We start from the raw sequence: 25,035 nt of genomic DNA, 5'->3' as shown, positions 1-25,035 counted from the left end.
CAATCATTAGAAACGATCAACGAATAAGTAATAGACACTTACCCAGGTGACAACAATAAAAGCTCCTAACAAGAAAACGGACGCTAATGTCCCTTTAAGAGAAGAGCTGTCTTCAATTTCTGTTTTTTTGTTTGTTTTAAGTTCCGCCTTCGCCATCCTCCTGCAACTCCCTTCAGAGTAATAAAATTAATGATTAGTTCTCTTTCATAATACAAAACAATTGTGATGAAAAAATAACAAATTTCATAGTTCACATATTGTTCATTCCTTAGATAACTACTATGTTAATGTTATAAACTTGATATAACAGTGATTTATATCACAATCAACAAGGGGTATTTGTGAATAAAATGTGAATATCACACTTTGCCTGTGATAAAAGTAATTGAATGTTCCCTCATAGATGCAGAAAGACATTTTTTTGGAAGTATGTCACACTTTAGGCGTTGGAAAATATGATGGTAATAAATCATATTTTCCTTCAGAAAAGAGTGTGTTTTTGTGGAAAAATATTATTGTGATCGCTGCCGTATGCTGTATAATAATGTTGAAATTTGTAAAATATGCGGGACATTAGTAAAAAATAAAATTAAGATTGAAGTTCAAAAACAACCAGATAAAAAATAAGTCGACAAAAGCATATTGCTTGCTTTTCCTTAAGAAATGCTAAACTGGAAATCATTAGCTAATGAACGAAATTAGCATCCATTATATAATTTAAGAGCACAGCAACAACCTTCAAAACGTTTGCTTCCCTTTAATGAGAAACTTTGTTTCTCTTATAAAGGGGAGCTTTTTTTTTCATACTGACATTCCTGCATAAAAACCTTCAATTTGGAAAAAATACCCTTACATAGTTTGAAGGAGAAAAAACCATGCCTACAATTATTTCAGTTGCAGAAATTACACCCCCCTATGAAGTTAACCAAAATCAAGCCTCAGAGTTTGCACGAGAGCTTTTCTCTGATTCTTTTAAGGACATTGAAAGACTTTTACGGGCTTTTCAAAATGGTCAGATTGAAAAAAGGCATTTTGTAAAAAATATTGATTGGTTTAAAGAGGATAAAAACTTTGAAGAAAAAAATACTGCATATATTGAGTCAGCAATTGAGCTGGGAAAAGAAGCAATTGTCAATTGTTTAGATAATATCGATTTCTTAACAAAAAATATTCCTTATCAGGATATCGAAGCGATTTTTTTTATCTCTACCACTGGAATCGCGACCCCAAGTATCGAAGCCAGAATTATGAACTTACTCCCGTTTCATCCTCATACAAAGAGGGTACCTATATGGGGGCTTGGCTGTGCTGGCGGTGCTGCTGGGTTATCAAGAGCCTATGAATATTGCCTTGCTTTTCCGAAAGCAAAGGTCCTTGTCCTGTCCGTGGAGCTTTGTAGTTTAACCTTTCAACGCAATGATCTTTCAAAAAGTAATTTCATCGGTACTTCTCTGTTCGCTGATGGCGCTGCATGTGCATTAGTTTGCGGGGATGATTCAAATGGTTCCGAATACAGAAAGAAGAAAACATCGCCTTCCATTATTGCAACCCAGTCCACTCTTATGCCGAACTCCTTAGATGTGATGGGATGGGATATTAAGAATAACGGACTATTCGTCATATTTTCACGGGATATACCTCACATTATCGAAAACTGGCTAAAGCCGAATGTTAGTGAGTTTCTAGCAGAAAATCAAGTGGAACTTGAAACAATCAACTATTTTATTGCCCATCCAGGTGGAAAAAAGGTAATAGATGCATATGTAAAATCATTAGAAATCCCTCCTTCAATGACAGAGGTTTCACTTGATGTACTAAAACAGTTTGGCAATATGTCCTCAGCGACGATATTTTTTGTCCTGAAGCGTTATATGGAAAAAGATATACCTAAAGGGGCAATTGGTCTTGGGACTGCTCTAGGGCCGGGGTTTAGTTCAGAACTTCATTTATTGAGGTGGGTGTAAATGGAGGGAATCCTCATATTCCAAATAATGATTGGATTGGTGGTTCTTCAGCGGTTGATTGAACTTAGAATTGCAAAGTGCAATGAGAAATGGATGAAGCAGCAGGGGGCCATCGAATTTGGTGTTGAACATTATCGATATATGGTGCTGATGCATATTCTGTTTTTTATTTGCTTAATTATTGAAAAGGTTTATTGGAATCGAGGGCTTTCTTATTTATGGCCAATTCTCTTTTCAGTTTTCTTGGTGGCGCAAATCATTAGGATTTGGGTGATCTCCTCACTTGGAAGGTATTGGAACACGAAGATTATTGTCCTAAGAGATGCAAAGGTTGTACAAAAAGGTCCTTATCGTTATATTAAGCATCCCAATTATTTTGTAGTAGCCATTGAAATAATCGTAGTTCCTTTATTGTTTAACTTGTATATTACCGCTAGTCTCTTTACCATCCTAAATGCCATCATCCTCATGATTCGTATTCCGGAGGAGGAAAAAGCCCTCAAAGAACTTACCGAATATGAAGGACGTTTTCATGATTGTAATCGTTTTCTCCCTAAAGTTGTTAAATAAGTGTGACAATTAAAAAAGTGCTATTGAAAATCATTATCACCTATGTTAAACTTTGGTTAACAATGAAAATCATTCTCAACAACCCTGATAAGGAAGGTGTTACATATGACTTTTGCTTTAGTTGGCGGAACGGTTATTATTTATGCATTTGTCATGAAGCACGTCTTAAAGAACGTTACCCATTGAAATTCCTATCTATTTTTGGAGCCAAGGTCGAGAACCTTGGCTTTTTGTCGTTTTTGGGAAAAATTTGTTTACAGCAAAAGCAGTGTCAAGATAGGAAAAGTTTGAATTATCGTATAAAATAAAAATTATTACAAAGTTGTTAAGGGGAATTAGTAATGGTGAAAATAGCTAACCGAGATGAAGCGATTCAAACATTAAAAACGAAAATCGTTTCGACATATGAATATTTAATGGAGCAAGCGGATGTAGATAATACAAAAAAAGTTAAACAATTAGCTCAAAAGCTAGGAAACAGAGAATTTCTCATTGCCTTTTGCGGTCATTTTTCTGCTGGGAAATCGACAATGATTAACCAACTAGTCGGTGAAAAGTTACTTCCTTCGAGCCCGATTCCAACCAGTGCAAACTTGGTGAAGGTAAAATCAGGTGAGGATTACGCAAAAGTCTTCTTCAAAAATGAAACACCACGGATTTATTTAGCTCCTTATGATTATGAACTAGTTAAGAATTATTGTAAGGACGGCGACCAAATTGAAGAAATCGAAATAAGTCATAGTGATACGGGGTTGCCTGATCATACTGTCATTATGGATACACCAGGGATTGACTCCGCTGACGATGCACACCGAATTGCAACAGAATCAGCCATCCATCTTGCTGATTTGATTCTTTATGTTATGGATTATAATCATGTCCAAGCAGAATTGAATTTTTTATTTACTAAGGAACTAACCGAGGCTGGGAAGGAAGTTTACTTAGTTATTAACCAAATTGATAAACACAATGATGAAGAGCTAAGTTTTCAGGAGTTTCAAAAAAGCGTAGTAGATTCGTTTGCATCTTGGGGAGTAAAACCAGCAAGGATTTTTTATACCTCATTGAAGCATGAAAGCCATCCTTTCAATGAATTTAAAAATCTTCAAGGATTTATTGCCGAAAAATTGGCCTCTAAGGACCAATTATTAGTACCATCTATTTATCATTCCTTAAAGAAAATTACCCAGGACCATATCAATCAAAGATGTAAATTAGAGCAGGAAAGGTTGGCACCAACCGTTGCAATTCTAGAGGAAATATCTGAGGAAGAAAGAAATAAATTGTTCAATGCTGCCCAAGAAGTAGAAAGAAACCTACACACTTTAAAAGAGGGAGTAGCAGGCACAGAGAAAGAATTTGATCATCAAGTTGCTCAGATTCTGAAAAACGCTTATTTGATGCCATTTCAAACCAGAGAGTTAGCTGAAAGTTATTTAGAATCATGTCAGCCAGAATTTAAAATTGGCTTTTTATTTTCCAAGCAAAAGACATTAGATGAGAAAAAGGGAAGGTTAGATCGTTTCCATCAGGATATCGTTGATAAAACAAAAGCTCAGCTTGAATGGCATGTACGTGAATTTTTACTTCGCACATTAAAAGAAACAGGTCTTGACGAGGGAGAATTACAAGGTTTAGCCCAGTCATATTCCATCGAAGTTCCGACAAGCCTTTTAACGAATGCGGTAAAGTCTGGGGCACGATTATCAGGCGAATATGTATTACATTATACTGAAGATACCGCCAATGAAATAAAGAAAATGGCAAGGTATGAACTCACTATTTTTAAAGAAGAGTTCCTAAAAGCATTAAAGGACCGAACGGCAAAAATAATCGGACAGTATGAGCAGGAATCAACTAGAACCAATCGATATGTTAGCGCCTTATCAGAGGTAAAAAAATCTCAGCAAAAAGTTAAATTGATCGAAACAAAAATCGAGGAGTTATTAACAAAAGATGATGTTCTACAAGAAGATAATTATCATCTTTTTGAACAGGACGAAGAAGAATATGAAGTGGTCAAATCGGAGCAAATAACAAGTACAAAACAAACTGTCACCAATAATTCTAAGATAGGAACCATTGATATAACTACAATAAAAGAGACCGAGGTGTTTTCATCGAATGACCATTTAATGAAAACTGTAGAACATCTCTATCAGACTTCAAATTTAGTCAAAGATATTCAAGGATTCCAAAAGCTAGCAACTGAATTAGCGGAAAAAGCGCAAAGACTTGGTAATAAGGGCTTTACAGTCGCATTATTTGGAGCATTTAGTGCGGGCAAATCTTCCTTTGCTAATGCGCTTATGGGGGACAAAGTACTACCTGTTTCACCAAATCCCACCACGGCTGCAATTAATAAAATTAAACCAGTTACGGAGATTCATCCTCATGGAACAGTGCTTGTTAAATTTAAAGAGGCACCAGCCATGCTGGAGGATGTTAATCGTTCTTTAAAAGTATTTGAACTTAAGGCTGCTGATTTAGAAGGTGCAGCCGAGAAAATTGACCAGATTATGCTTCAAAACGGACAAGAAAGTGGTTTATTGGAAAAGACCCATTTTGCCTTTTTGCAGGCATTTATGAAGGGCTATACAACATTTGGGAAATCATTAGGAACGGTTCTCGAAACGGATTTAACAGATTTTAGCGAGTTCGTTGCAAAGGAAGAAAAATCCTGCTATGTCGAATGGATTGAGCTTTATTATGATTGTGAGTTAACCCGAAAAGGCATTACACTTGTTGATACACCTGGAGCGGATTCTATCAATGCCCGTCATACAGGGGTAGCCTTTGATTACATTAAAAATTCAGATGCGTGTTTTTTTGTTACCTATTACAACCATGCATTTTCAAAGGCAGACCGTGAATTTTTAATTCAACTTGGGCGCGTGAAGGAATCGTTTCAAATGGATAAATTGTTCTTTATTATAAATGCTATTGACCTTGCGGAGAGTGAAGATGAAAAGGAAACAGTGATTGATTATGTCGAGGATCAACTGAACAAATATGGGATAAGAAATCCTCATCTTTATCCGGTATCAAGTTTACTTGCTTTGAGGGGAAAAACAGATCATAGTCTGAAAGCTGAATCAGGTATGAATAAGTTTGAACAGGCATTCTATCAATTCATTACCAATGAATTAACAGAAATGGCTATTTCATCGGCAGAAAAGGAAATAACTCGTGTCCATGAGTTAATTTCCAATCTTATTCAGAGTTCGCAGGAAGATCGATCTGTAAAAGAGAAAAAACGGGAGAATATCACAAAACAAAAGGAACTTATCCAAGAGTTATTAAACAAACAAACCGTTGAAAATTTACAAAAACGTCTGCAGCAAGAAGCAAATGAACTGGTGTATTACATTAAGCAAAGGGTATTCTTACGCTTTGGGGATTTCTTTAGGGAATCATTTAATCCCAGCGCTCTTAGGGATGATGGTCGTAATTTGAAAAAGGTATTACAAGGTGCGTTGGATGAATTTCTTGAAAGTTTTGGGTTTGATTTTGCTCAAGAAATGAGAGCAACTACTGTACGCATCGAGCGCTTTACTGAAAAACAAGTGGCTGATTTCCAATCAAGTCTCATCCGGAATCTACAAGAAATAAATCCGGACCTTTCCTTTTCACCATTTGAAGTGGAGCATAAAGAAACAATCGAATTTCCTATCGCCTTTTTCAATTTAAATAATCAATTATTTACTAAGGCAATATCCTATTTTAAAAATCCAAAATCTTTCTTTGAAAAAAATGAAAAGAAATTAATGAGTGATGAACTTAATCAAGTACTAAATGTACCTGCGGATGAATATTTAGCAGAGGAAGGGAAACGTTTAAATAGTCACTATAGCGAAGAAATGACAAAGGAATTCAATCGTTTATTAGAACAAATGAACGAACAAGTAAAAGATTTTTATCTGAGCCACCTTTCGGCCTTAGACGGTGGAATATCGATTGAATTATTAAAGGATATTCAACAAAAGTTGGTAGAGATCCAAAAGTGATACCCCTAAACATGAGGAGGAGCTGCGCGTGAAATATATTAAAGACAAAGAATGGTTATTGAATTGCTTAAACGAGAGTCATGTCAGGATTGTTGATTGCCGCTTTTCCTTAACTGAACCTGAGAAAGGGAAGTCGGAATATTTACAAAGTCATCTTCCAGGGGCAGTGTTCTTTGATTTAGAAACAGACCTGTCGAGTCCGGTACAATCCCATGGTGGACGGCACCCGATGCCCATGCTTACGGAATTCATTGCCAAGCTTGAGAATGCAGGTATCGATGAAAACAAATTAGTTATTGCCTATGATTATGGTGATGGGGCGTATGCTGCTCGTTTTTGGTGGATGCTACAATATCTTGGCCATGAAAATGTATATGTCCTTGATGGCGGATTTAAAGGATGGGTAGAAGAAGAATATCCTGTATCAGAGGAAATTCCTGTCTTTGAAAAGACAGAATTCCATTTCCGGATTCAGCCAGAATTGATGGCAACTACTGAAGAAGTAAAAGAAGTGGTTGAAAAACAGTTGAGTAATAAAATCTTAATCGATTCACGGGAAAAAAAACGTTATTTAGGTATAGAAGAACCAATTGATAAAAAGGCTGGACATATTCCTGGTGCAATAAATAAGCCATGGATGGAAGGGTTGAGTGGGAATTACTACAAATCTGTTGCGGACCAAAAACAAAGGTTTGTGAATGTCGAACCAAATAAGGAAATAATTGTTTATTGTGGGTCAGGGGTTACTGCCGCCCCCAATTATTTGGCTTTAAGAGAAGCTGGTTTTGAGAAGGTAAAGCTGTATGTGGGAAGCTTTAGCGATTGGATCTCATATGCGGAAAATAATATAGAATAATTTTTGGGCCAACTTATGTTATAATGGAAAACGTGTTGTTTTTAATAAGTCTCTTTTAAGGAGGTCCATAATGACGAATCAAAAGCCTTCACTGATGCTTGTTGATGGAATGGCTTTGCTATTCCGCGCTTTTTATGCTACCGCAGTTACAGGACAATTTATGATAAATTCAAATGGAACACCAACCAATGGAATTCATGGCTTTGTTAAGCATTTATTCACGGCGGTAAATTCCTTCAAACCTTCACACCTTGCAGTTTGTTGGGATATGGGAAGTAAGACCTTCCGAACAGAGTTATTTTCTGATTATAAAGGGAATAGGGGGGAAGCTCCTGTTGAGCTTATTCCACAGTTCGATTTAGTTAAGGAAGTTGTTGCATCATTTGATATTCCCAATATTGGCTTAGCAGGATACGAAGCTGATGATTGCATTGGAACAATTGCCAATCAATCGAAAGACTATGCCCATGTATCGATCCTAACAGGTGATCAGGATATGCTGCAGCTGCTTGATGCTAGTATTTCTGTAATCTTGTTGAAAAAGGGCTATGGAAATTACCTGGTTCATACCCCAGAAACCTTTTTTGAAGAGAAAGGGATTACACCTCGACAAATGATTGATTTAAAAGCTCTCATGGGGGACACAAGTGATAATTATCCTGGAGTGAGAGGTATTGGGGAAAAGACAGCTCTTAAGCTGCTACAGGAATTTGAACATGTGGAGGGCATTATCTCCAATTTAGATCGCTTATCTAAATCCAATAAGACAAAAATCGAGCAGGATTTAGAAATGCTCCATTTATCGAGACTGCTTGCAGAAATAAAATGTGATGTTCCCGTTAGTTGTGGATTGGATGAGGCGGGACTACGAATTAAAAAAGAGAAAGCGATGAACAAGTTAATGGAATTAGAGCTCCGTGGTTTGCAGCGCCTTTTGCCAATAGACGAAGTATTTGTTTCCTGAAAAAATGAGGTTGTCCATTTGAGACAACCTCATTTTTTATGGGTTAATCATACAGGAATTCTTGTCTCATCAGTAATAAGATATAAAAAGCATGGTCACATCCTGATATTCGAAGGAGGAAGTACATTCGAAAAGTATTCACTGGGTCATCATATTGGGAAAGGTGCTACAAGTCTTGTCTATTTGAGTCAAACTGACCAAAACGAGAGGGTAGTAATAAAAAGGGTGGAAAACAAGAGGGATGCAGAGCAAGAGAGCAGCATCCTTAAAAGCTTACCATGTCATAAACATATCATTACGTGGTTAGATTTTTTTGTAGATAATCAAACAGGGTATATTGTTTTAGCTTATCACGATGGGGCGAGGCTTGGCCATTTTAAAAAGGGACGTATCCATCTTGAAAATTTAGCAGTTCAAATTACCATTAACATTCTTGAAGCCTTAAGAGTAATTCACCAACATGGGATTCTTCATTGTGATATTACACCACATAACGTGTTAATAAGCGACCGTGACCCAAATACTGTCAAAATTATTGATTTTGGCTCAGCTGTCCGAACCAATCAGTTCGGAGAATATATTGGAAGCCATAAAGGAGCCACAAGATGGTATCGACCTCCTGAGCTCAAAAAAGAAAAAAATATCTTTATAGCTAACTTGAATCACAGTTCTGATTTATACAGTGCAGCTTGTGTTTGTCTGTACTTGTTAACTGGTCAAGCGCCCTTTCGTAAAAAAAAGGCGTGCGAACAGATAACCAATCAAGAGCTTCAAAAGATTCTTTGGAAAGCAACAAGCAAAAATAAAAAGAAACGGTTTCAATCCGCACAAGAACTTATTGATGCTCTTTTACCATTCAAATAAATGGGGTAATCCCTGGATACGGATTAACAGGAAACACGATTATTACTATCTATAAAGGAGCAAAAGCAAGTGAATGATTTTACTCAAATTGTCGTTAAACCTGGGAAGCCCGTTCAGGTTTTGCTAAATCCCACCCCCTATCCCCTAATTGGAAAAGGATTGCAAGGTGCAGTATTCAAATTATCAGATGACCGATGTGTAAAGATATACTCTAAAAAAATTCATTGTCTTCGAGAAAAGCAGGTTTTGCTGCAGGTCGGTGAAAAATCAACTATTATTCCAGCGGTTTATGAAACAGGGGAAAATTATATTATTATGGAATACCTCAACGGACCCTCGTTACAAGAATATTTTGAAAAATCCGAAACGATTTCTGAAGCATTAACAAGGGAAATCCTAAATTTAATCATTGAAATAAAAAACTTACAGTTTATGAGAATTGATTTTTCCTTACGCCACACTATTTTTGATAAAGATGGAAGACTGAAAATTATCGATCATGTTAATTCGTTTAGAATTCCAAGGTCGTATCCGAAACGACTATTCAAGGACTTAAAACAATTGGGTCTTTTAACATCATTTTTAGAACACGTGCACAAGCTTAATCCTGAATGTTATGAAAAATGGCAGAAATTGTTGAAAAGAATGGGGTGACAAAAGCGCATTTACCAAAATTGCTCCGATGGTTTTGATGAAAAGCATATAAATAAAAGAAAAAAAGAATTAAAAATGATTGAAGGAGACAGTGTTATGGATGAAATATCAATTGGCATCATATTACCAAAACGCCAATGGAATAGATTTGCACAAAAGCAATTGGAAGAAGAGGACTCTTTTGTCTTGCATTATGCCAAAACAGGGGACGATTTAAATCTGGAAGTCCTATTTTTTAATATAGATGAGTTACTTGTGAATGAGCGTAAAGGGAATGCATTTACAATCAAGGGAGAAGATATCGTTTTCATAGGTTTCGCTGAAATTCCATCAATATTTTATAATCCTACTATCTATCATCAAAAAAAATACAATCGCATAATCTTTGAACTGGCAAAGCAAACAGGTGTGACGATTATAAATGAACAGAATAATCTTAAGAAAAAGCCTTTTCTTGACTTGATGAAGACACATCCTGCGCTGATAAATATTGTTAAGGTAGCCGATCATCACCAACAACCGTCCTTTAATTTCAATATTTTAGGACAAAAAGACGAGCAGAATCAATGGACTACTCCCATTGTTTATGCTAAAGTGCATGACGAGATCTATACCTTAGAGAAAGCTTTTTTGCTTTTTACGGAAAATCAACAAATGGAAGAGGAAACAAAAGATTACCTTTATGAAGTTTGCCACCGTATTTTAGATATTCTCCATTATTACTATCCTGCTATTTATGAAATCGGACTTCAATTTATCATGATGAAAAATGGCGAAATTCAAATTCAATCAACTTATCCCGTTTTTAGCATAATTAAAGACATAAGTGTTCGCAATGAAAAATTGGCTGCAGCAATCCTTCGGTGGCCAATTGAGTTAGCAAATGCAATCAGACTGAAAAAAAATAATGAAAAGTCCGATCCAAACTTACTGTTAAACGATGAAGCATCCAACGATGATAATATTACTCCCTTTGTCGGAAATTCAAGAATTGTTGAAGAAAATGTTTGGGTAATATTTAAAGCTTTCCAAGATGAAAAAATGATGATGAAGGTACCAGACCGAATAACGGAATGGTGGAGAGAAAAGCCAAATGTCGTAAAGTTTGGGGTCATTGAACAGCCCTGCCACTTTGTCATTTACGAAGACGCCATACCGCTTAGACATAATTCCTACCAAAACCCTATTGAACTGTTTGTCTCCCATACTTTAGTAGAAAGCATCCATCTTCCTACAGACCTTGTTTATCAAATCCAATTTTCAGAGGGAAGGGCTATAATTGGTCCCACCATCGGCTTGTTACTAGCTGAAAAAAACCAAGTATATAATCTAAAATATATGGAGAAATTCAATGATCGTTTTGGTGAATATCATCGTTTTGGCGGAGTAACGATTGCCTTTTCGCCTCGTTCCGTCGACTGGGAAAAGAAAATTGCCCATGGGATGGTATATGAACCTAAAAATAAACAATGGCGCTATGATTCTACACCGATACCCTCTACCATTTACCGGCGAAATTTCCATCAGAAGAAAGAAAGTATTAACAAACTAATCGATTTAACGGATAATAATTTATTTAACTCCTATCACTTTAAAAAATCAGATCTTTATTTACTAAAAAACAACCCAGAAATTAATCAGCATTTACCAGACACCTTCCTTTTAAATAATCTGGAGGGATTAATTGAATTTTTAAAAGAAAAAAAGAAAATTATCTTAAAGCCAGTTAGCTTGTCAAGAGGACGTGGAATTTTCATCCTAGAATTAAATAACGGGATGGAAGGTTTTAGTTTATACGATTATCGAACAAACAAAAAGGTCCAACATGTACGAAAGAATTTGGAAGGTTTAGAGGCATTGTTTGAGGAAATCGGGATTCTTCACCAAGAATATTTATATCAAACTTATATTCCATTATTAAAGGTAAACAACCGCGCACTTGATGTAAGGGTAGTAATGCAAAAATATAACAAAAGCAAATGGCAATGTACGGGAATCGAATGCAGGGTAGCTAGAGAACATGAGGATTTAACCAATATTGCCCGAGGCGGAGAAGCTATGACGTTGAGAGACGTCATCAAGAATTCGACGCAAGGTCTTAACTATACGCAGGTTTATCGTAACATATTAAATGTTTGCCAAAGGTTTTGCCGGATAACGGATCAAACAAAAAAACATTTCGCAGAATTTGGTATCGACATTGCCCTGGATGAAAATGGTTACCCGTGGATTTTAGAAGCAAATATATATCCAAGCTTTAAAGGATTTAAGACGCTAGACTATGATTTGTACTTGAAAATTCGAAATCAACCACTGTATTACGCCGTGCAAATTCAAGGGTTTAAGATTCTTGAGGATGCATATGGGAAGAGCCTTTCCTTCAAAGAAAGGGTATATCAGTAGTGACAAAACGTCCCTTGTATGATAGTGATTCAAGGGACGTTCTATTATTTTTCAGATTCTATTTGGTCGTACAATCGGAGCAGACGGCTCGCACTTTTCTCCCATGTGAAATTTTCAGATATTCTATTTACACAGTTTAGACCCAGCTGTTTTATCTTTTCAGGGTTGTTTAAGAGTTGAATAACATATTTCGCTAGTTCTGCATCTAGATTTTTTGTATTGACCAAATACCCCGTTTTACCATGTTCAATTACTTCAGGCATTCCTCCAATATTTGATGCAATAACAGGGACACCACACGCCATTGCTTCCACGTTCACTAATCCAAATGCTTCCTGTCCGATTGAGGGAACTAAGACAATTTCGGCCGCTTTAAACCAAACGTGAATTTGCTCATGCGGAATAAACGATAGAAACCTGACATGTTCGGGAAATTCCTTAGCTAACCTATATAAATGTTCCACATAGTTCGTTTTCCGATTGGACCCATAAAATGCACTTCCAGCAATGATTAAAAGAGTGTCAGGCACCGCCTGAATAATGAATGGCATGGCCTGAAGTATTTTTTCTACACCTTTTATCTTTCTTAAACGTCCGACAAATAAGATCATTCTTTTTCCTGCAAGGTTCATTTGCTGTGTAATATTCTCATTTTCACTAAAATGATTTGTTGACCACTTCGAATGGAATTGGTTCGTGTCTACGCCTAAATGATTGACAATGATTTTGGCTTCCTCACAACCCGTTAGACTGATCAAATAGTTTTTAAGGAACTGGCTATTGACAATAACTTTATCAACTTGATACAAACACCTAATTAGCTCTTCTTTCTCAATATGGGAAGAGGAGATAAACTTAGTCGAGTGAAGCGATAACCAGAGCTGCGTTTTTTGGAAACTTTGTCTGAGGAGGGGAATGAAATGAGGGCGGTTTTCTACTTGAATGAGATCAGGCTTTAGTTTGGATAGAGCGGAAATGACCTTTGTGAGGTACCTTGTCCACTTTCGATAAATAAACCGGACATAAGAAATATTGCCTCGTTTTTCGGATGATGGCAATTCTTTGGTCTTTTTTCCAAATATGGTAAAATCAACTTCGGTTTGAAGTACATTTGTTTGCATCTCAACAACCGTTTCAACAGAACTTGAACGAGTAGAAGGAATAGGGAAGGAACCTGGGGTAATGATTGCCACCTTTGGTTTTATTCTCATAGTACAAACACCCCTTAAATGAATGTAATTTAGTGGATTCACTTATTTATTTATTTAATGTTTCAAAAAAAAATGGGTGTTTGTCTTTTCAGATATTAAAATTTTGCATTTTATATAAGAAAGCATTCATTTGCTGCTAAATGAAAAGCCCTTTTCATTAGGAGGGGAAAATAAATTGGAACCACTATATATCGGAATTTTATTAAGCTCGCAATTATATCGTCAACTTACCCACGGTAAGATTCCACAAATACTATCTTTTTACGAGGAAGCGGGAAAAATAAATCAAATCATTCCCATTTATCTGCTATTGGAAGACATAAAGCCTGGAGAACAACAGATAATGGGTTATGTCATGGATAATGACGGGAAGTACCGGAAAACCACTATTCCGAAACCATGGGTGATCCATAATCGTGGGTATCAATCAACGAAGGCTGCTAAGAAACGGATTAAAAGCTTACAAGATGAAGGGATCATTATTTTTAATGAATGGAATCATTATGGGAAATTCAAAATTCATAAGTTATTAGCTGCAAGTGAGGAATTGAGACCGCATCTACCAGAAACACTTCAGCTGAATCAGAAAAACATGACCTACATGATGGAAAAACATAATGAGTTAATCATAAAACCAAGCAGCGGTACATTTGGAAAACGTAACATGAAGGCTGTACGCATAAACGATGCAGAATGGTTGTTAACGTATCCCGATATGGACATGTGGCAGGAAGCAAGCTTTCCTGCAGAACAGCTATCAATGAAAATAATTTCCTTGGTTAAAGGTGATAACTATATCATTCAGGAGAGAATTGCACTAGCAGAATATAATCACAATCCATTCGACCTTCGGGTATCCGTGCAACGAAATGGCGAAGGTGAATGGCAAGTGACAGGTATGGTGGGAAAAGTTGCAAAAACAGGCAGTTTCGTTACAAATGTTGCAAGAGGCGGTACCTGCGTTGCTCTAGAGGAGATTCTAAGGGGCTCCCCCTACCTTAATGAAAAACAAGTAGTTGCTGATGTCGAATGCTTATCGATAAGAGTGGCTCAACAATTGGGAAAGCAACTGGCTAACCTGGCAGATATTGGTCTCGACGTCGGGATTACTGGCGAAGGTTTTCCTATGTTTATTGAATGTAATGCCCGCGACTTAAGGTTAACGTTTCGTGAAGCCTTATTGTTTAACACATGGCGTGAAACCTATTTTATCCCAATCAGTTATGGGAAATATTTGTTAACTACTAGAAATGGCCAATAATAAAACACAGAGGAAGTAGGTTGGTATGCAAACCATTGTCTATATTGGATGTAATAAATCAGGAACAAGCAGGGAAGCTCTAAGTATGTCAACAGCAATGGGCTATTATACGGTTCTATTAACAAACAGAAAGGAATTTGTAAAACAGAAAGAGGAATTCAACGATGTTCATCACATGGTGTATGTCGAAAATTTAATGGATAAAGAGATGGTTTTTACAATAATTAGGGAACTTGAAGCCAATCATAAACAAATTTGTGCGGTTATTAGTTTCATTGATCCGTTTGTTTCTTATGCTGCACGAATTTCAGCGGAGTTAGGAATGTATGAAATGTCCATGGATGCATTGGCAATCATGGAGGAGAAGACACGCTTTCGTGAACAATTAAAAACGCTTCCTGTGTCACCGCGGTTTACAATCTTTCATGGGGAGCAGTCCATTTTGCAATGTATAAATGAATATAAAGCTTATTTACCACTCGTCTTAAAATCACCTATTTCCAACGGGTCAAAGGATGTTTTACTTGTTGAAACCCCGCTTGAATTTAAGGCTGGACTGGACTATTTTAACAAAAAATTCCCATCGATTCCAATCCTAATTGAAGAATATCTAATCGGGCCACAATATTTAATTGAAGTCATTGTGAAGGACGGGCAAATTTCCATGGTGGCGATTATTGAACAAGAGATATTAACGGGTGAACGTTTTATCATAACGGGATATCGTTTTCCAGCTGCTTTGGAAAATGAGACATTTGAGGATTTAGATTTAGCGGTCACGAGTATTATTCAGGCCCTTGAATTAGTAAATGGAACTTGCCATTTGGAAATGAGGCTTATCAATGGAGAGTGGAAGTTAATTGAGATTAATCCCAGAATGTCAGGCGGAGCGATGAATAGAATTATTCAAGAGGGTACAGGAATCAACTTAGTGAAAGAAACGATTAAACTCTTTCTAGGGGAAGAAATAAATCTAGAATTAACACAAAGGAATCATGTTTATGCCAAATTTCTTACCATTAATTCGCGCGGCCGGCTTATTAAGGTAAAAGGAAAAAATAGGGCTGCTAATTATGAAGGTGTAAAGGAAGTTTTTGTGAAACCGCGCAAGGGTGCGATATTGACAAAGCCCTATTCTCTTGGTGATCGTTACGCCTATGTAATAGCCTCAGCAAAAACCCCAGAGCAAGCTAAAAAGATTGCCTTGTCAGCATCAAACGAAATCAAGTTTTACTTAGAACCACTATAGGGATGTGAGGATTTTGAAGTCGATCGGGATGTTACACTATCGAAAAAATCCGACAGAGGTGAAGAAAGCGTATCCCTTGGCAGCTGTTGCAAAAATGGAGGGATTTCCCTTTTATTTTTTTACATTTAACAGTGTTGATTTTAATACCATGAAGATAAATGGCTGGGAATACAATCATGGTGAATGGTCACAAACCGTAGTAGACTTTCCAACCGTTATCATTAATAGTTGCAACCCTAAAACTAAAAAGCAATCTAAAATCTTGAAAAAATTAAAAGAATATGCGTTATTAACAAGTTATCCTGTTGGAAATAAGCTCAAAGTATATAAAAAAGTCCTTCATGCGAAAGAATTCTCCAATTACCTCATTCCTTCCACAAAATTAACAAATCCCTCAGAATGTATTAGTTTTCTCGATAAACATTCTCGGGCTGTTATTAAACCCTTAAAAGGAAATCAAGGAAAACAGGTAATTTTTATCGAAAAATTGAATGAACGCCCACTTTACCAACTGATTGATGGACAGCATAGTAAAACACTTAACCGAAAGGAATTAGAAAGTTTGATTGCAGACTTGATCCTCAAACGTAAATATTTGCTGCAGCCGTTTATTATGTGTAAAACAAAAACTGGATTAACTTATGATTTTCGCTTGCATGTCCAAAAAAATGGCAGAGGATCTTGGGAAATAAACTTAATATATCCTCGAATCAGTGGTAACGGCAAATTAATTAGTAATATTAGCAGCGGTGGATATCGCGGTGACTTAGAACCATTTCTTATACTTGAATTTGGAGATGAGTTTGAACAAATTAAAGCTGTTCTTGAGGATTTTGCTTTGTCTTTTTCAACCCATTTTGATACATTATATGAACATTCTTTTGATGAACTTGGCATTGATGTTGGAATTGATCAACAGAAAAGGCTATGGATCTTTGAAGTAAATTGGAGGCCAGGTTGTAAAAATAGGGAATTTGAAGTGGCCCGGCGTTTAATTCCTTATTGTATCTTTCTTGCTAATAACTAAATTTTAAACATGAAACTGGCTGTCACATGTGGCAGTCAGTTTCATGTTGATCGCATCATTTCGTATTTTTCTTCTTAGCAGCATTTTCTAATTTACTTTTCGGTTCTTCAGCAAACTCTGCATCCTGACCATATCCTTGAGGATTAACCCCCGGTGCTTTTACGCCTCGATCTGAATTGCCATTATCGGCATTGCCATTTTTACTCATCTACGTCACCTCCCACCATTTTAGTATTTCCAGATGGAATAATAAAACACAGGCTTTCGAACAATATTAGCAGGGGTGATTTGATGAACAAAGGTGTTTATTTAGCGCTTTTCAGCATGGGATTAGCACAAGGAGTGAAAATTCCGATTCATTATTTTAAAAAGAAGGAATGGCGTCCAGAACTATTCTTTGGTACGGGCGGGATGCCAAGCTCACATTCAGCCGGAGTTTCTACTTTAACAACTTACATTGCGATGCAGCGTGGCCTTCCTACCTTTGATTTTGCCCTTTCACTCATCTACGGATTAATTGTCATGTATGATGCACAAGGGGTAAGAAGGCAAACAGGGGAGCTAACCTTAAAGGTAAATTCCATGAATGAATTGATTGAAAAAATTCAGAAGGAAGAAAGCGTTGAATTTAAACAAGACTCACCAAAAAAGCTTAAAGAGATGTTAGGTCATGAACCGGAAGAGGTTGTCGGCGGGGCAATTTTAGGTGTTTTGGTAGGAGTCATTGGTCATATGTGCTCAAAAAAGAATAGAAAATTATCAAAATTTAAGTTAAGATTTTAAAGGGATATTCAGAGTTTGTTTTGGGAGAGGGATGGCAAAGTCAGTGGGAACAGTCGAAGATTATTTGCACGACTTGAAAGGAAAGGGTTTTCATTTTCAGGAGGATGCAATTGGGTTTATTTTCTTTGGGAAACACTATACAAATGCTTCTGATGAAATGATTAATACAGCAATTGAACTGACATTAAAAGCACAAAAAAGATTTGATGGCAGTTTTTACGTATCATTACTGGAAACCTTAATTTCAAACAAAATCAACACTAGGAAAGAAGCTATTAGATTCATTAAAGAAAAAGAACTATTAGCAATATAATTATGAGAAAACTCCCTTCATGAAAGGGAGTTTTTTATAAAACCTTATCTTCCATTCCCTTGCTTCGTTTAAGAAAAGGAATTTTTTTGGTTGGAAGCTCAGCAAAAATCATGCCTGCAAATATGAGCAAACAGCCAATTAAAGCACTATAGGATAATCGCTCATTAGCCCAATAAAAACCTGTAATCGCTGCAAACACCGGCTCCATCGTAAAAATTAATGCAACTCTTGTTGCTGATGTATACCTTTGAAAATTGGTTTGAATTAAAAATGCCAGTGCCGTTGCAAAGATGCTCGTGATGACCAAGGCAATTATCACATCTTTTGTAAGGAGGATCTCGGGATTAAATGACTTCCTCCAATCTTCAAAAAGAAAAGAGGATAAGATTGATAATATTGCAACGGTTGAAATTTGAATAATAGTTAACAGCAGTGTTGGATATTTATTGCTAAATTTACCAGTGTAAATAATCTGAAGTGCAAAACTGATGGCACAAATAAAAACAAAGCCATCTCCTTTATTCAATGCAGTCACATCAGTCATTGTCAGCAGGAATAAGCCAATCGTCGCTATTAACACACCAAACACTGCATTTCTGGTTGGAAACTGTTTTAATAACATCATTGAAAAGAATGGAACTAGGACAACGTTTAAACCGGTAATGAATCCAGCCTTAGAAGAAGTTGTATATAACAAGCCGATTGTTTGCGTAGCATAACCAAGAAATAGCCAAAATCCGATGAAAACACCTGATAAAAGTAACTTTGTATCCAATTTTTTAAACTGCTCTTTTTCAAATACGAAAAGACATAGAATTAATAAGATCGCTGCCGCAAGAAAGCGAATGCTATTAAAGGAGAAAGGTTCAAGGAAATCAATCGCATTTTGCACTAATACAAAAGTGGAACCCCAAATGATTGTGACAAAGAGCAAACTTAAATCCGCAATTAAAGGTTTTTTCATGCTGTTTCAATGCTCCTCGGGAAGATTTTTTCGAATAGCCAGCCGTGCTAATTCATCGGCAGCTTTATTTTCAGCACTAGGGATCCATTTCATAAAAAACAAAGGAATCTGTTTAGCTAAATGTAAGGCATGATTAAGTAATGGTGTGTATAACTTGTTTTTAACGAATTCTTTTTCAACCGCTTGATTAACTAATTGGGAATCCGTTCGAAAAGAGAGGACGGAATTTTGAAGCCCTTTTTCTAAACAAATTTCCAATGCTTTAATAAATGCATGATATTCTGCTTCATGGTTTGACATGTTTCCTAATGGAATGGAATATTTTTCAGTAATGCCATTTCCTTTAATAAAGATTCCGGCACCGCTTGGTCCAGGGTTTCCTGCACTAGCCCCGTCAATATAAACCTCAATCAATTTTGTTTCCTCCATATGTGTATTATTGAAAGTTTATCATATTTCTTTAAAGGCAGAAAATAATTATTCTTATAACTACTATGAAGAAGTGGGTATGATAAGAATATATATCAGAATAGGTTAGGATGAAGTGGTGGGATTTCCAGATGGATTCGATTATTAAAATGCCATTGAATTCAATAAAGAAAGGTTGAAGACATTGAAATATAGGTTAGAGTGGATGTATAAAACGAAAAGTAATGAAAAAATTCAGTTTTCCTCTGAATCGGTATCAGGTGAAACTGCCATACAAATCGGTGAAGAGCTTGAAAGTACCGGGAAAGTATCGGATATGCTTTTTTATGATGAGAAGGGAACATCTTGGATCTTAAAGGAAATGAAAAAGTTAATGACCGAAATTGAAGAAGATCCACATGAAGTTACAGTTTACTTTGATGGGGGTTTTCAAAAGGAGACAAATCATGCAGGTCTTGGAGCTGTTATTTTTTTTAAACAGGGGAAGAAAAAATACCGGATCCGAGCGAATGAACGGATTGATGAATTAGAAACAAACAATGAAGCAGAATATGCTGCTTTTTATTATGCATTGAATATATTAGAGGATTTGGGTGTGCATCATTTATCATGTGAATTTAAGGGTGACTCCCAAGTTGTGCTAAAACAGTTAGAAGGAGAGTGGCCGTGTTATGAAGATACTCTTAACAGGTGGCTTGACCGGATTGAGGAAAAAATTAAGTCCCTAGGTTTAGTACCTAAATATACATCCATTACTAGAAAAGACAACAAAGAGGCAGATAAATTGGCGACACAAGCATTAGAAGGAAAAGAAATCTTTGCAAAAACATTAATTCTCTAGGAAATGGGTGTGAAACTCTTGTGAAGGAATTAAACAGAAGGGAATTGTTGGGTCATGTAGAATCGTTAATGGCTCAATACTGTGAAGGCTGCTTTTTACATCAGCATTTGAAAAAAGAAGGCGGGCGAAGATCGGCACATCGGTTTTGCATTTCCAAGTGTACAGTCGGAGAACAACTTCAGGAGTTTGGCAAGAAATTAAGTTGATGATTTCACTTCGTGCTTGCTCACTGATATAATAAAAAAGGCTGACGATATTCGTCAGCCCTAATTGGTTAGTTTAGATTATAGTTTTACAACGTTAGCTGCTTGTGGTCCACGGTTTCCTTCAACGATTTCGAAAGAAACTTCTTGGCCTTCTTCTAAAGATTTGAAGCCTTCGCCAGTGATAGCGCTGAAGTGTACGAATACATCGTCGCCGCCTTCTACTTCAATAAAACCAAAACCTTTTTCATTGTTAAACCATTTAACTTTACCGTTTTGCATTTACTTCTTCCTCCTAAGCCTTTCAAGCCACCCTTATTGGTGCCAAAGATAAATATTATCATGTAGCCAATTTACACTAGTATTTTTACAGCATATAGTAGTTACATGATGCTTTAAATATACAATATTGAAAATTTACAGTCAAGAAAGGACTTGGGTTTTTTAGTGAATTTAGCATAGATTCTATTAAAATATATACACAATATATAGTCACCTAACATAAAACTACTTTTGCATCATATGTTTAATTAACCAATATATATGCAGGAGGCGGGATACGATGTACCGATTTTCCATTGAAGGTGCGGAATGGATTTTAAGATTTTCACCGCAGGTTTATATTGATTCTGTTGAAAAACAGGCGATTTTATCGGCTCTGCTTCATATCGGTACGGATTTGACTAAATATACTCACGGAAGTGCCTTTATCATTTTCACGAAAAAAATTGGTGCGATAGTTTTTGATGTTGAGAGAATTCCATCATTAATATTAACAGTTTCAAATATTATCCCCGAGGACAATTGGTATGATCAGGAGTCTAGTTCTCTAAAGAAAATGAAATAATAAGGCTCTTTTCGTAAACTTTGTTGCCTTTGGACCTTTATCAAGGTTTTTTACTAAGTTCCTAGGCAAATTTCGCAAATGTTTTTACGAAAAGATGCCACGAGGTAAATAGTTATAGGGGTTGATGAATTATACGAAAAACAACAATCTATGTGAAAATAGCTAATAATAAATGAAGGTAGGATGGTCATAAAAGTGGCCATCCTTTTTCATGTAAATCTAGCATTGTCATAAATTCGTCAAGGAAAATACTGGATGCTTGCGATTTTAAGTCTTTACGAACAATGGATTTAATGGGTAAAATGGATTCCGGGATGCTTGTAAAAAAGGGAGCAATCATAATGAAATTAATTATTGCCGAAAAGCCGGATCAAGGTTCGACCTTAGCATCAATCTTTAAACATAAAAAACAAAATGGTTTTATTGAAATTTTTCCAAATGATGTTTTTCCAGCTGGAGCCTATGTAACATGGGCCATTGGACATGTATGCCAATTAGTCTCTCCGGAAAAATATCAACAAGGGTGGAAAAAATGGTCATTAGATAATTTACCAATGATCCCCGAACAGTTTGAATACGAAGTAACAAAGGATAAGGCCAAGCAATTTGCAGTTATCAAAAAATTGGTCTCTGATTCAAGGGTTACTGAAATTATTCACGCCGGTGATGCGGGGCGTGAAGGTGAACTGATTATCCGCAATATCCTAAGGCTAACAAAATGTCACAAACCCATGAAAAGGCTGTGGATTTCTTCGTTAACGGCCAATAGCATTAGAGAGGGTTTTCAGAAGTTATTGGACGAGCAGGAGACACGAAGTTTATTTTTTGAGGCCTATACTAGAGCTTGTGCCGACTGGGTTGTTGGCATGAATGCTTCACGCCTCTATAGTCTATTATTACAAAAACAAGGATTTACCGATGTCTTTTCAGTTGGTAGAGTACAAACTCCAACCCTAGCACTTATAGTAAAAAGGGAACTTGAAATAGAGAACTTCAAGTCTGAACCCTATTGGGAGGTTCTAGCCCATTTTTTAATTAATGGAAAAAAGTACACAGGAAAATGGCAGAACGATGGGGAAACACGAGTAAACACCAAAGAATTAGCAGAAAAAATTGCAGCATTTTGCAAGGATAAACCCGCTGAGGTCAGTGAGGTTCAATCAGAGAGAAAAGAATTCCTACCTCCACTCTTATACAACCTGTCCGCTCTTCAAGCTGAAGCGAATAAACGGTTTAAGTTTTCGCCAAAGAAAACGCTAGATGTTATGCAAAAGCTCTATCAAAAAGGAAATGTCTCATATCCTCGTTCAGATTCGCGGCATGTAACAAAAGAAGAAGCGAATACTTTCCCAGAAATCTTAAACAAATTAAGTCATATAAAAGATTACGAAAGCTTCTTCCCCTTACCATTTGCTTCGATTTCAGAAAACAAGCGCTATGTAAATGAAAAGAAGGTCACGGACCACTATGCCATTATTCCGACGGAGCAAATCCCAAATGTGGAGAGGCTCACTCCAGATGAAAAGAAAATTTATGATTTAGTCGTAACAAGTTTGATCGCTGCACACTACAATAAGGCGATTGCTGAATATACTACTGTTACAACACTGGTCGATGGCAGGGCGTCATTTATCTCAAAAGGTAAGGTTCAAATTGAAGAGGGCTGGCGAAAAGTACTGAATCCAAAAGATAGTGACAATGAGCCGGCTCTTCCAAAGCTAGTACAAGGTGAACAGGGTCACACGGATAAAGTGGATGTGAAAGAAAGCAAAACGCAGCCACCTAAACGCTATACCGAAGGTCAATTGATCACGTTAATGAAAACAGCCGGAAAGCATATAGATGATAAAGAACTTGAGAAAATTTTAACAAAGACCGAGGGCCTTGGAACGGAAGCAACAAGGGCGGGCATTATTACGATGCTAAAGGACCGCTTATACATTGAGGTTAACAAAAATTTAGTGTATGCCACCGCTAAAGCGAAAATCCTGATTGAGGCAATCGGAAAAGAAATCTTAGCTTCACCCGAAATGACCGCAAAGTGGGAACAGAAGTTGAAGGAAATTTCAGAAGGTGCAGCGGCGCCAAAGCATTTTATGGAGCAAACGAGAAAGATGGTCATACATTTAATTGCGTCAAGCATTGACCAGGCAGGTAATTGGTCTTTTTCAGAGGAAATGCGTGAAAATTTTGCACCTGGGAAGCAAAAGGGAAGAAAGCAGACGTATACAAAATTGGGACCTTGTAAAAAATGTGAGGGGTCAGTTGTCGACAAATGGAGCTTTTACGGTTGTTCTAATTACCAAAAAAATCATTGCGATTTTACTGTGTCAAAGAAAATTTTAGGGAAAAACATTACCCAGAAGAACCTAAAATTGCTTCTATCAGAAGGGAAAACAGAGCTGATTGAGGGATTCGTTAATAAAGAAAAAACCTTTAATGCAAGGCTTTATTTAGACGAAACTGAAAAAAAGGTGAAATTTTTGTTTGAAGAAACTGCCTCAAAATAAGGAAGTTGTGATAGATAAGTGATAAATTGCCTTGTCACTATTTTTTTTCTATAGTAAACTTTTAGTTGAGTAATTTTTTTGGAGGGTATGGGATGCCAACACCAAGTATGGAAGATTATATTGAACAAATATATATATTGATTGAAGAAAAAGGATACGCTCGGGTCTCAGATATTGCCGAAGCGCTGTCTGTACATCCCTCCTCAGTAACGAAAATGGTGCAAAAACTTGATAAAGATGAATATTTAGTTTATGAAAAATATAGAGGTCTTGTGTTAACCACAAAAGGTAAAAAAATTGGCAAGCGTCTAGTCTTTAGACATGATTTGCTAGAACAGTTCCTTAAAATCATCGGTGTAAAAAATGAAAATATTTATAACGATGTCGAAGGGATTGAGCACCATTTAAGTTGGGATTCAATTGATCGAATCGGTGACTTGGTTCAGTTTTTTGAAGAAGACCAAAAGCGCATTGATGCATTAAATGAGATTCAAAAACAGAATGAAAATGACTAATAAAGAAGCACCTAGCATTAAACGCTAGGTGCTTTTAATATAAATCTGGATATTGATCAAAAGATTGGCTGTTCTCTGGGATTAAAGACATTTGCCCATGTTCTTCCTCAATTGCCTGAACCCCTTGAATAAGACCGTTTTCAGCCTCTTGTAACGCCTTTCGATACGAGATGACTCTCCCTTCGGAAGTAACGAAATTAATAATTTCACCAAAGTAATTGCGATGCAGCGCGACGATTGATTCCATGATGAATCTCCCTTCTAGTTTAGGTATTACTTGCTTTGTCCTATATTCTATCTATTTCTACAAATAATAAACTACCTTCGAAATAAAAAAAGCATCGGATGTTATCCGATGCTAGGCTGTCGAAAACCCTCGACAGTCTTTTATTTCATTCAATTACTTCAATAATTCACCGCGTTAATTCGTTATAATATTGGTATAATGACTTTAAAAAGGTCTGTTGATTGGCGCTCCAGGCACTTCGCTTTCCGCGGGCGTGCCGGGGAGCCTCCTCGTCGCTTCGCTCCTGCGGGGTCTCCCCTGACCCGTACTCCCGCAGGAGTCTTCGTGCCTTCCGCACCAATCAACAGAGTGTT

25 protein-coding genes are annotated in these 25,035 nt (G+C 36.7%); 18 read left to right on the top strand and 7 right to left on the bottom strand.

Annotated features, from left to right (window positions below; all coding sequences use genetic code 11):
• Positions 1-6: 6 nt before the first annotated feature.
• Complete coding sequence (locus tag ACJ004_RS13310) at positions 7-156, bottom strand: cytochrome c oxidase subunit 2A (protein ID WP_410893525.1); 150 nt, start codon at positions 154-156, stop codon at positions 7-9.
• A gap of 719 nt (positions 157-875) precedes the next feature.
• On the opposite strand from ACJ004_RS13310, the gene ACJ004_RS13305 reads away from it, so the two are divergent.
• The 8 genes from ACJ004_RS13305 to ACJ004_RS13270 all read left to right on the top strand — a co-directional run bounded on the left by ACJ004_RS13305 (position 876) and on the right by ACJ004_RS13270 (position 12,282).
• Entirely contained in the window at positions 876-1,964 is a 1,089-nt protein-coding gene (locus tag ACJ004_RS13305; RefSeq protein WP_410893524.1) for a type III polyketide synthase, read from the top strand.
• A 27-nt stretch (positions 1,965-1,991) separates the two neighbouring features.
• Entirely contained in the window at positions 1,992-2,534 is a 543-nt protein-coding gene (locus tag ACJ004_RS13300; RefSeq protein WP_410893523.1) for an isoprenylcysteine carboxyl methyltransferase family protein, read from the top strand.
• Between the two features lie 341 nt (positions 2,535-2,875).
• On the top strand, positions 2,876-6,541 hold the full coding sequence (locus ACJ004_RS13295) for a dynamin family protein (protein WP_410893521.1): 3,666 nt from the start codon (positions 2,876-2,878) through the stop codon (positions 6,539-6,541).
• 28 nt (positions 6,542-6,569) lie between these two features.
• Positions 6,570-7,397 (top strand): sulfurtransferase, encoded by an 828-nt coding sequence (locus tag ACJ004_RS13290; RefSeq protein WP_410893520.1) that lies wholly within the window; start codon positions 6,570-6,572, stop codon positions 7,395-7,397.
• 70 nt (positions 7,398-7,467) lie between these two features.
• Positions 7,468-8,361, top strand: coding sequence for a 5'-3' exonuclease (locus tag ACJ004_RS13285; protein ID WP_410893519.1), 894 nt, complete (start codon positions 7,468-7,470; stop codon positions 8,359-8,361).
• 18 nt (positions 8,362-8,379) lie between these two features.
• Positions 8,380-9,225 (top strand): serine/threonine-protein kinase, encoded by an 846-nt coding sequence (locus ACJ004_RS13280; RefSeq protein WP_410893518.1) that lies wholly within the window; start codon positions 8,380-8,382, stop codon positions 9,223-9,225.
• 69 nt (positions 9,226-9,294) lie between these two features.
• The gene (locus ACJ004_RS13275) at positions 9,295-9,879 is read left to right on the top strand and encodes a protein kinase family protein (protein WP_410893517.1); all 585 of its coding nucleotides are present in this window, start codon (positions 9,295-9,297) and stop codon (positions 9,877-9,879) included.
• A gap of 96 nt (positions 9,880-9,975) precedes the next feature.
• Positions 9,976-12,282, top strand: a complete 2,307-nt coding sequence (locus tag ACJ004_RS13270; RefSeq protein WP_410893516.1) for a YheC/YheD family endospore coat-associated protein — start codon at positions 9,976-9,978, stop codon at positions 12,280-12,282.
• A gap of 44 nt (positions 12,283-12,326) precedes the next feature.
• Here the strand turns inward: ACJ004_RS13270 and ACJ004_RS13265 are convergent, their stop codons facing one another.
• On the bottom strand, positions 12,327-13,493 hold the full coding sequence (locus ACJ004_RS13265; protein WP_410893515.1) for a glycosyltransferase family 4 protein: 1,167 nt from the start codon (positions 13,491-13,493) through the stop codon (positions 12,327-12,329).
• Positions 13,494-13,668: 175 nt separating this feature from the next.
• Here ACJ004_RS13265 and ACJ004_RS13260 point away from each other — a divergent pair, with 175 nt between their 5' ends.
• From ACJ004_RS13260 to ACJ004_RS13250, 3 genes are all read left to right on the top strand, one after another.
• A complete protein-coding gene (locus tag ACJ004_RS13260) occupies positions 13,669-14,754 on the top strand; it encodes a YheC/YheD family protein (protein ID WP_410893513.1) in 1,086 nt (361 codons plus the stop codon).
• Positions 14,755-14,779: 25 nt separating this feature from the next.
• Entirely contained in the window at positions 14,780-16,003 is a 1,224-nt protein-coding gene (locus ACJ004_RS13255) for an ATP-grasp domain-containing protein (protein ID WP_410893512.1), read from the top strand.
• A 262-nt stretch (positions 16,004-16,265) separates the two neighbouring features.
• On the top strand, positions 16,266-17,030 hold the full coding sequence (locus tag ACJ004_RS13250) for a YheC/YheD family protein (protein WP_410893511.1): 765 nt from the start codon (positions 16,266-16,268) through the stop codon (positions 17,028-17,030).
• 55 nt (positions 17,031-17,085) lie between these two features.
• Here ACJ004_RS13250 and sspL read toward each other — a convergent pair whose 3' ends face one another.
• Positions 17,086-17,238, bottom strand: coding sequence for a small, acid-soluble spore protein L (sspL, locus tag ACJ004_RS13245; RefSeq protein WP_410893510.1), 153 nt, complete (start codon positions 17,236-17,238; stop codon positions 17,086-17,088).
• Positions 17,239-17,321: 83 nt separating this feature from the next.
• Here sspL and ACJ004_RS13240 point away from each other — a divergent pair, with 83 nt between their 5' ends.
• Both ACJ004_RS13240 and ACJ004_RS13235 read left to right on the top strand, forming a co-directional pair.
• Positions 17,322-17,813, top strand: coding sequence for a divergent PAP2 family protein (locus ACJ004_RS13240; protein WP_410893509.1), 492 nt, complete (start codon positions 17,322-17,324; stop codon positions 17,811-17,813).
• A gap of 31 nt (positions 17,814-17,844) precedes the next feature.
• Positions 17,845-18,126 (top strand): DUF6123 family protein, encoded by a 282-nt coding sequence (locus ACJ004_RS13235; RefSeq protein WP_410893508.1) that lies wholly within the window; start codon positions 17,845-17,847, stop codon positions 18,124-18,126.
• A gap of 34 nt (positions 18,127-18,160) precedes the next feature.
• On the opposite strand, the gene ACJ004_RS13230 is transcribed toward ACJ004_RS13235, so the two are convergent.
• The gene (locus ACJ004_RS13230) at positions 18,161-19,090 is read right to left on the bottom strand and encodes a DMT family transporter (protein WP_410893507.1); all 930 of its coding nucleotides are present in this window, start codon (positions 19,088-19,090) and stop codon (positions 18,161-18,163) included.
• Positions 19,091-19,096: 6 nt separating this feature from the next.
• On the bottom strand, positions 19,097-19,504 hold the full coding sequence (locus ACJ004_RS13225) for a reverse transcriptase-like protein (protein ID WP_410893506.1): 408 nt from the start codon (positions 19,502-19,504) through the stop codon (positions 19,097-19,099).
• Positions 19,505-19,703: 199 nt separating this feature from the next.
• Here ACJ004_RS13225 and ACJ004_RS13220 point away from each other — a divergent pair, with 199 nt between their 5' ends.
• On the top strand, positions 19,704-20,360 hold the full coding sequence (locus ACJ004_RS13220; RefSeq protein WP_410893505.1) for a reverse transcriptase-like protein: 657 nt from the start codon (positions 19,704-19,706) through the stop codon (positions 20,358-20,360).
• A 20-nt stretch (positions 20,361-20,380) separates the two neighbouring features.
• Complete coding sequence (locus ACJ004_RS13215) at positions 20,381-20,566, top strand: zinc-finger domain-containing protein (protein WP_410893504.1); 186 nt, start codon at positions 20,381-20,383, stop codon at positions 20,564-20,566.
• A 78-nt stretch (positions 20,567-20,644) separates the two neighbouring features.
• Here the strand turns inward: ACJ004_RS13215 and cspD are convergent, their stop codons facing one another.
• Positions 20,645-20,845, bottom strand: coding sequence for a cold-shock protein CspD (gene cspD, locus ACJ004_RS13210; RefSeq protein ID WP_026563856.1), 201 nt, complete (start codon positions 20,843-20,845; stop codon positions 20,645-20,647).
• A 280-nt stretch (positions 20,846-21,125) separates the two neighbouring features.
• Between cspD and ACJ004_RS13205 the strand changes: the two genes are divergently transcribed.
• The 3 genes from ACJ004_RS13205 (at position 21,126) to mntR (ending at position 24,435) form a co-directional block, all read left to right on the top strand.
• Positions 21,126-21,410 (top strand): hypothetical protein, encoded by a 285-nt coding sequence (locus ACJ004_RS13205; RefSeq protein ID WP_410893503.1) that lies wholly within the window; start codon positions 21,126-21,128, stop codon positions 21,408-21,410.
• Between the two features lie 341 nt (positions 21,411-21,751).
• Positions 21,752-23,920 carry a DNA topoisomerase III gene (locus ACJ004_RS13200; protein ID WP_410893502.1) on the top strand — a complete coding sequence of 723 codons (2,169 nt, stop codon included), beginning with the start codon at positions 21,752-21,754 and terminating at the stop codon, positions 23,918-23,920.
• Positions 23,921-24,012: 92 nt separating this feature from the next.
• The gene (gene mntR, locus ACJ004_RS13195; RefSeq protein WP_410893501.1) at positions 24,013-24,435 is read left to right on the top strand and encodes a transcriptional regulator MntR; all 423 of its coding nucleotides are present in this window, start codon (positions 24,013-24,015) and stop codon (positions 24,433-24,435) included.
• Between the two features lie 34 nt (positions 24,436-24,469).
• Here the strand turns inward: mntR and ACJ004_RS13190 are convergent, their stop codons facing one another.
• The gene (locus ACJ004_RS13190) at positions 24,470-24,682 is read right to left on the bottom strand and encodes a DUF3892 domain-containing protein (RefSeq protein ID WP_410893500.1); all 213 of its coding nucleotides are present in this window, start codon (positions 24,680-24,682) and stop codon (positions 24,470-24,472) included.
• Between the last annotated feature and the right edge of the window lie 353 nt (positions 24,683-25,035).

It is taken from the genome of Neobacillus sp. 204 (assembly GCF_046562815.1).
In the GTDB taxonomy this organism is placed as follows: domain Bacteria; phylum Bacillota; class Bacilli; order Bacillales; family Cytobacillaceae; genus Neobacillus.
Note: the sequence above shows the minus strand (reverse complement) of the source record. Positions and strands in the feature narration are given on the sequence as shown.

What these genes read in the sequence shown, in the direction of transcription:
- ACJ004_RS13230 (WP_410893507.1), bottom strand. Translation starts at nt 19,090, where the DNA reads ATGAAAAAACCTTTAATTGCGGATTTAAGTTTGCTCTTTGTCACAATC.
- ACJ004_RS13240 (WP_410893509.1), top strand. Translation starts at nt 17,322, where the DNA reads ATGAACAAAGGTGTTTATTTAGCGCTTTTCAGCATGGGATTAGCACAA.
- ACJ004_RS13310 (WP_410893525.1), bottom strand. Translation starts at nt 156, where the DNA reads ATGGCGAAGGCGGAACTTAAAACAAACAAAAAAACAGAAATTGAAGAC.
- sspL (WP_410893510.1), bottom strand. Translation starts at nt 17,238, where the DNA reads ATGAGTAAAAATGGCAATGCCGATAATGGCAATTCAGATCGAGGCGTA.
- ACJ004_RS13265 (WP_410893515.1), bottom strand. Translation starts at nt 13,493, where the DNA reads ATGAGAATAAAACCAAAGGTGGCAATCATTACCCCAGGTTCCTTCCCT.
- ACJ004_RS13205 (WP_410893503.1), top strand. Translation starts at nt 21,126, where the DNA reads ATGTACCGATTTTCCATTGAAGGTGCGGAATGGATTTTAAGATTTTCA.
- ACJ004_RS13300 (WP_410893523.1), top strand. Translation starts at nt 1,992, where the DNA reads ATGATTGGATTGGTGGTTCTTCAGCGGTTGATTGAACTTAGAATTGCA.
- mntR (WP_410893501.1), top strand. Translation starts at nt 24,013, where the DNA reads ATGCCAACACCAAGTATGGAAGATTATATTGAACAAATATATATATTG.
- ACJ004_RS13305 (WP_410893524.1), top strand. Translation starts at nt 876, where the DNA reads ATGCCTACAATTATTTCAGTTGCAGAAATTACACCCCCCTATGAAGTT.
- ACJ004_RS13295 (WP_410893521.1), top strand. Translation starts at nt 2,876, where the DNA reads ATGGTGAAAATAGCTAACCGAGATGAAGCGATTCAAACATTAAAAACG.
- ACJ004_RS13235 (WP_410893508.1), top strand. Translation starts at nt 17,845, where the DNA reads ATGGCAAAGTCAGTGGGAACAGTCGAAGATTATTTGCACGACTTGAAA.
- ACJ004_RS13270 (WP_410893516.1), top strand. Translation starts at nt 9,976, where the DNA reads ATGGATGAAATATCAATTGGCATCATATTACCAAAACGCCAATGGAAT.
- ACJ004_RS13190 (WP_410893500.1), bottom strand. Translation starts at nt 24,682, where the DNA reads ATGGAATCAATCGTCGCGCTGCATCGCAATTACTTTGGTGAAATTATT.
- ACJ004_RS13200 (WP_410893502.1), top strand. Translation starts at nt 21,752, where the DNA reads ATGAAATTAATTATTGCCGAAAAGCCGGATCAAGGTTCGACCTTAGCA.
- ACJ004_RS13255 (WP_410893512.1), top strand. Translation starts at nt 14,780, where the DNA reads ATGCAAACCATTGTCTATATTGGATGTAATAAATCAGGAACAAGCAGG.
- ACJ004_RS13285 (WP_410893519.1), top strand. Translation starts at nt 7,468, where the DNA reads ATGACGAATCAAAAGCCTTCACTGATGCTTGTTGATGGAATGGCTTTG.
- cspD (WP_026563856.1), bottom strand. Translation starts at nt 20,845, where the DNA reads ATGCAAAACGGTAAAGTTAAATGGTTTAACAATGAAAAAGGTTTTGGT.